General features: G+C 47.0%; 7 protein-coding genes. 2 read left to right on the top strand and 5 right to left on the bottom strand.

The features are described from left to right. The coding region (locus tag JX312_RS07350; RefSeq protein ID WP_204457550.1) for a chromate transporter at positions 1 to 596 on the top strand (596 nt) is incomplete at its 5' end. A gap of 1 nt (position 597) precedes the next feature. Beyond that, positions 598 to 1,923: a folylpolyglutamate synthase/dihydrofolate synthase family protein gene (locus JX312_RS07345; protein ID WP_204457549.1), complete on the top strand. Its 1,326-nt coding sequence runs from the start codon at positions 598 to 600 to the stop codon at positions 1,921 to 1,923. 159 nt (positions 1,924 to 2,082) lie between these two features. Here JX312_RS07345 and JX312_RS07340 read toward each other — a convergent pair whose 3' ends face one another. The 5 genes from JX312_RS07340 to JX312_RS07320 form a co-directional block, all read right to left on the bottom strand. Continuing rightward, entirely contained in the window at positions 2,083 to 3,708 is a 1,626-nt protein-coding gene (locus JX312_RS07340; RefSeq protein WP_204457548.1) for an Rne/Rng family ribonuclease, read from the bottom strand. 254 nt (positions 3,709 to 3,962) lie between these two features. Further along, the gene (locus tag JX312_RS07335; RefSeq protein WP_123405164.1) at positions 3,963 to 4,235 is read right to left on the bottom strand and encodes an HU family DNA-binding protein; all 273 of its coding nucleotides are present in this window, start codon (positions 4,233 to 4,235) and stop codon (positions 3,963 to 3,965) included. A gap of 185 nt (positions 4,236 to 4,420) precedes the next feature. Next, positions 4,421 to 5,026 (bottom strand): YigZ family protein, encoded by a 606-nt coding sequence (locus JX312_RS07330; protein ID WP_123405162.1) that lies wholly within the window; start codon positions 5,024 to 5,026, stop codon positions 4,421 to 4,423. A 50-nt stretch (positions 5,027 to 5,076) separates the two neighbouring features. Next, a complete protein-coding gene (locus tag JX312_RS07325; RefSeq protein WP_123405160.1) occupies positions 5,077 to 5,667 on the bottom strand; it encodes a DJ-1 family glyoxalase III in 591 nt (196 codons plus the stop codon). Between the two features lie 194 nt (positions 5,668 to 5,861). Beyond that, positions 5,862 to 6,674 (bottom strand): SDR family oxidoreductase, encoded by an 813-nt coding sequence (locus JX312_RS07320; RefSeq protein ID WP_204457547.1) that lies wholly within the window; start codon positions 6,672 to 6,674, stop codon positions 5,862 to 5,864. Positions 6,675 to 6,692: the final 18 nt, after the last annotated feature.

Here is a 6,692-nt window from a genome sequence, read left to right as displayed (position 1 = left end):
ACCTCAAACTGATATGGGCCTACATAAAGATAGGCATCTTCGGATTCGGCGGCGGTTACGCCATGCTTTCGCTTGTGGAAAAGGCGGTGGTCGGTCCCGGATGGATCTCGGAAACCATGTTTACAGACATAGTGGCGATCTCTCAGATGACACCGGGACCCATCGGAATCAATTCCGCCACTTATATCGGCTTCGTCGCTCCGGGAGCCGTAAACCCGGAATTCAGTGGTATCGGATGGGGGCTTATCGGATCCATACTTGCCACACTTGCAGTAACTGTGCCGAGCTTCTTTCTGGTGCTCTACAGCGCGCATTTCATACGCCGACATAACGAAAGCGGTGCCGTAAAGGCTGTATTTTCCGGCTTGCGCCCCGTGGTAGTCGGTCTAATCGCATCGGCGGCAATCATGCTGATGAACGCCGCCAACTTCAATCCGAACGGCATCACAAGACAGATGTGGATGAACATCGCCATATGTGCCGTTGCATTCTGCCTTGCATATTTCCCGCTGAGGTTCGGCAAGAAGCAGCTAAAAATCCACCCGATACTTATTATAATCCTTGCAGGCATAACCGGTCTGATATTATATTACTGACATGAACAATCTGGAAGAATCATACAACGAAGCTCTCGAATACCTTTATACGCGTCTGCCGATGTTCTCGCGTGTAGGTGCGGCAGCTTATAAACCGGGACTTGACCGGACCATAGCTCTCGATAATCTTTTCGGAAACCCGCACAGGCGATTCCGTTCCATACATATCGCCGGCACAAACGGCAAGGGAAGCACTTCGCATATGCTTGCCTCAGTCTTGCAGACAAACGGTTACAGAACAGGCTTGTACACTTCTCCCCATCTTGCCGATTTCCGTGAACGCATGCGAATCAACGGCGAAATGATTCCGAAAGAAAAGGTAATAGACTTTACCCGACGCTGGCGGGAATCTGACAAAGAGATAGATCCATCGTTCTTCGAACTTACCATGATGATGGCTTTCGACTGGTTCGCATCCGAGAATGTGGATATAGCTGTCATCGAGGTAGGCATGGGCGGCAGACTGGATTCCACAAATATCATTACACCCGTGTTGTCCGCAATCACCAACATATCTTTCGACCATACGCAGTTTTTAGGTGACACTCTTTCAAAAATCGCCTTGGAAAAGGCGGGGATAATGAAACCCTGCGTGCCATGCGTAATTGGGGAAGCCTCTTCGGAGACAGAAACGGTTTTCCGCAACCATGCCGCAGCAACCGGCGCGACACTAAAGGAGGCTTACAATACTCCACTCCTCACCTCGTTTACTCCGGATGACGAATGGGGATGGCAATGTTCTTCTCCTCTTATTGGCGACTTCCACCTCCCTCTTGCAGGGGAATACCAAAAGAAAAATATCAACACGCTCCTCAACATCCTCAACATCCTTCCTGATGTCGGAATCGAGCTTAATAAAGAAAAAACGCGCGAAGGAATAGAGAAGGTTGTTGAAAATACAGGGCTTATGGGGCGTTGGATGCGAATGTCGTCCTCTCCCCTCACAATTTGTGATACCGGTCACAATGAAGCGGGATTGAGGTATAATCTCCATCAGCTGAATGAGATTATGCAGAAAAGACACAGGCATGCAACAAATGCAAAACTGTTTATGATCATAGGCTTTGTCTCCGATAAAGATGTGGATCATATCCTTCCCCTATTCCCTAAAGAGGCGGCGTATTATATAACTCAAGCTTTAATTCCACGCGCAATGCCGGTCGATATCCTCGCAGACAAATGCGAGGCAAACGGCATCACGATTGCCGGCAAATTTGAATCGGTCAAAGAAGCTGTTTATGCCGCTACCAATTGCGCCGCACACTCCGACGTAATTTATATTGGTGGTTCTACATTCGTTGTTGCCGATTATCTTAAAACTTGTTAAACTTTTTAAAGGCAAGTATTGTTTAACAATTTTGCAGCAATATTATATACCGTATTAAGATAAATGCGTATTCAGATCGAATTAAATATAAAGAGTCCGCACTCATGAGTGCGGACTCTTTATATTTAATTCTCCGATATGGAGGAGAAGCTATAAGAATCAATTCTCTTCTTTATCTCTGTTTTTAAGTCTGACGCGGTTCTTGCTCTGACTGGAGCTCATGTCACGTTCCTCCTTAAGGTCAATCTCTTTGTTGGTGTCGTCAACTACCTTGTATTCAAGATAGGCGAGCGATTCGTCGGGGATAATCTTAACACCTCGCCCGAAACGCAATTTCCATTTGCCATAAAGAGAGAACATCCCTTTTTTCACATATGCCTCGACATATGGGTGCACATACATTTTGAATTTCTTTATCTTGAGATGGTCCACAAGATATTCGATTTTTTCTTCCAGTTTGTCGGTAAAGAGTATCGAAGGCTGCACCTCTCCTTTGCCGAAACATGAAGGACATGTCTCGCTGGTGGTTATGTCAAGTGCCGGGCGTACCCGCTGGCGTGTGATCTGCATGAGTCCGAATTTGCTCAAGGGCAAAATGTTGTGGCGGGCTCTGTCGTTAGCCATGACTTCACGCATATGATCATACAATGCCTGACGGTGCTCCTGCTTGTTCATGTCGATAAAATCAATCACTATGATTCCACCCATGTCGCGCAACCGCAACTGACGCGCTATCTCGTCCGCTGCCTTGAGATTTACATCAAGGGCGTTGGACTCCTGATCGGATGATGCCTTGCTCCTGTTGCCGGAGTTCACATCAACCACATGAAGCGCTTCCGTGTGCTCGATGATAATGTAGGCGCCGCTCTTGAATGATACTGTCTTGCCGAAACTGCTTTTTATCTGGCGTGTGATGTTGAAATGGTCGAAAATCGGAGTGTCCTTGGCATAGAGCTTGACAATATCCTTGTTTTCGGGAGCAATCAACGACACATAATTCTGAATCTGAGTGAATGCCTCAGCTTCATTTACATAGATGTTTTCAAAATTCGGACTGAAGATGTCGCGGATTACGCTTACCATACGGGAGTCTTCTTCATAAATCAACGCCGGCGACTGACTGCGCTGCATCTTGGCGATAGACTCTTCCCAGCATTTGACGAGCGTACGCATCTCATGATTCAGCTCCGCCACGCGTTTGTTTTCCGCGGAAGTGCGTACAATCACGCTGAATCCCTTGGGCTTGATGCTACCCATCAGTTGACGCAGACGTATCTTCTCTTCGGTGGATTTTATTTTCTGCGAAATCGAGATTTTATCGCCAAATGGCATTAGAACCATAAACCGACCGGTGAATGAAATCTCCGTTGTCAGACGCGGTCCCTTGGACGAAATCGGTTCTTTAGCTATCTGAACGAGGAGCTGGTCGCCAGGTTTTAAGACTTCCCCGATGGTGCCCTGTTTGGATATATCCGGTTCGAGCTTGAATTTTGAAATTAACGGAACCCGCTTTTTATCCGCCATCGCCTCTGCGATGAATTTGCCGTATGTGCTGAACTGGGCTCCGAGGTCGAGATAATGAAGAAAAGCATCTTTCTCATAGCCTACATCAAGGAAGGCAGCGTTAAGACCCGGCATTATCTTCTTCACTTTGGCAAGGTAAAGGTCGCCTACAGCATACGCGATATTGCGACTCTCCTTCTGCAGCGACACAAGACGCGAGTCTTCAAGCAAGGCTATCGACACCTCTTCCTGCTGGACGTCTACTACTAATTCGCTTTTCATTCGGTTAAAAAATTTAAGGACAAACTCACCACGACCGTGGAGGCGCGGCGGGTCTGTCCTTGTTTCGTTATTCTATGCGCATAGAACAATCGGGTCTCTATAGCCGCGATTATTTCTTCTTATGACGATTCTTTCTCAGTCTTTTTTTGCGCTTGTGAGTGGCCATCTTATGACCTTTTCTCTTTTTTCCGCTTGGCATGATTGTCGGTATTAATAATTATACTTATTTTAATTCTATATCTCTTGGGAGAATTTTATTTTACGTCCTCAAGGAAAACTTTTGAGGGTTTGAATGCCGGAACCTTGTGTGCCGGGATTTTGATTGTTGTGTTGCGAGAAATATTACGTGCTGTTTTCTCTTTGCGGTTCTTGATGATGAAGCTGCCGAAACCGCGGAGATATACATTGTTGCCGTTTGCCATAGAATCTTTCACGACTTCCATGAATTTCTCAACTGTTGCGAGCACGGCTGCCTTCTCAAGGCCTGTGCTGCGGGAGATCTCGTTTACAATATCTGCCTTTGTCATTGTTTTGGTATTTTATCTTTATACACTTTTTCGTATAATCTTGCTATCCAAAAGTGCCTGAGCAAATTTGGCGATGCAAATATCGCAATTTTTTTTGAAACCTTATATATTTCAGCGTGATTTTCTGATGTTTTTGGCGTTTTTTTATTAAAATTCAGTCTCAAAGAGTATATAAAACCTCTTTTTCACCCGTTTTCATCAACTATCGACACTCCGTCGATTTTCGATAATCTGCCGGCGATTTCCTCATGCATACTTTCCGGATACTCGATGGTCATTCCGCAGGTGTTGTCGAATGTCCGCTCAACGATATTTATATCATTCCCTTTTACAAGGCGCATCACTCCGTCCGCTCCGACATAGGGAAATACGATCCTGAGCCTCGACATCTTGCGAAGCTCTTTTTTCCCCGCCTCTTCAAGTGCGAGACGCGCCGCTTCCCTGTAGGCAGAGATGAGTCCGGACGTGCCGAGCTTGATGCCGCCGAAGTACCTGACCACAATCACAAGTACGTTGGTTAGCTCAAAACTGTTGATCTGACCAAGTATCGGCTTGCCGGCTGTGCCCGAGGGTTCGCCGTTGTCGTTAAGCTGCCATTCGAGACGGTCGGGACCGATCATGTATGCCCAACATACATGACGCGCATCATGAAAACGGTTCTGAAACCGCTTGACCTCCCCCTTCGCCTCCTCGGCATCCGACACAGGAATTGCAAAAGAGAGGAACCGGCTCATCTTCTCTTTATATTGAGACTCACCGGCTCCCTCAATCGTATAATAGATATCTGACATCTATGTTTTCAAACTTTATTTTTAAACAGTTTCCCGGAAACTGTCTGAGTTTATCCAAAGTAGTTGTCTACATCTATGCGGTTCTTGCTGTAAAGCAGCATTCCGGCAGCGACATTGTCGGCTTTCTCTCTTCCCAGTTCGGCTTCAACGATTGCAAGCGACCATTTGAGAGCCAGCGCGGGTCCCGCGCCAAGTACGAACTTGCTGTCGGCAACTACTCTCTTCTCCGAATGGATCGCTCCTTCCATCATATCCTCAAAACCGGGATAGCATGTGGCTTCTCGACCTTTAAGCAGACCCATCTGTCCGAGCACAACCGCCGGCGAGGCGCATATCGCAGCTATTCTGCCGACCGGGGAGTCGTATTGGTTCTGCAACAGACCGTGCAACGGATCGAAATCATATAGATTTGTGGCGCCGGGCATTCCTCCGGGGAGTATCAGCCATGCGGCATCCTTGAACAGCGCATTGTTGAATATAAGATCGGCGGTTACGGTAACACCATGTGCTCCGGTGACCTGAAGCGATGAAGTTATAGAAACCGTTTTTACGGGCATACCGGCACGGCGTAGAACATCCACTGGGGTCAATGCCTCGACTTCCTCAAAACCATCGGCAAGAAATACATAAGATTCTCTCATAGCTTTTCGTTTTAATTCATTAGTGATAGTGTATATGTGTGTAATCTCTCTAACTCATTTACAAAGATAACAAAATATTCAGAATATTTGTAAATATTATTCAAAATATTTTTTCAGATTACAATTTTACTACACAATTCACCTGTCAGGCATCATCCTCCTTTCGTGTTGTCAAACCTGCGAATACTGTTTTGTCACATCGCGAATACATTGAAGCCCCCGTCTACAACAGCTACTGTTCCTGTCACAAACGATGACGCGTCGGAAATAAGATACTGAATTGTGCCGCATAGCTCCTCAGCGCGTCCGAAACGCTTGAACGGTGTCTGACGTATCACGTCCTGACCACGTTCTGTATAGCTGCCGTCGGGATTGGTGAGCAGACTGCGGTTCTGATTTGTAAGGAAGAAACCGGGAGCAATGGCATTCACACGTATCTCAGGCGAGAATTTTGTAGCCACCTCGTTAGCCATAAACGCCGTGAAATTTGAGATTCCCGCTTTCGCTGCCCCGTAACCCATCACTCTGGTCAGCGGTCGGAAAGCAGCCATCGAGGAGAAGTTGACAATCGTTCCTTTCCCCGCCTCGACCATAGGTTTGAGAAACACCTGCGTCGGTATTACGGTTCCGGTAAGGTTCACATTAAGCACCCTCTCGAATTCCGAGACATTGACATCAAAAAACGTACCTGAGGGAGGAATTGTAGCTCCGGGCATATTCCCCCCGGCGGCATTCAATAGGGAGTCAACCTTGCCGTAGGCGGCAAGAATATCGGCACAATTACGCTCCACCACATCTTTGTCCATCACATCTGTGACAAGAAACATGGCTTCACCTCCGTTATCCTTTATCTCCTTGACTATGGCATCGCCCTCTTCCTTGCGACGGCCGAGAATCACAACCTTCGCACCTTCGGAGGCAAGATACTTGCCTATGCAGCTGCCGAGCACACCGGTGCCCCCGGTGATGACCACCACCTTATCCTTAACTGAAAATATATTGCTCATATTCGAATTCCTTTAAAT

The organism is Barnesiella sp. CU968, assembly GCF_905219685.1.
Classification (GTDB): domain Bacteria; phylum Bacteroidota; class Bacteroidia; order Bacteroidales; family Muribaculaceae; genus Lepagella; species Lepagella muris_A.
This window is presented reverse-complemented; position numbering and strand designations above follow the sequence as displayed.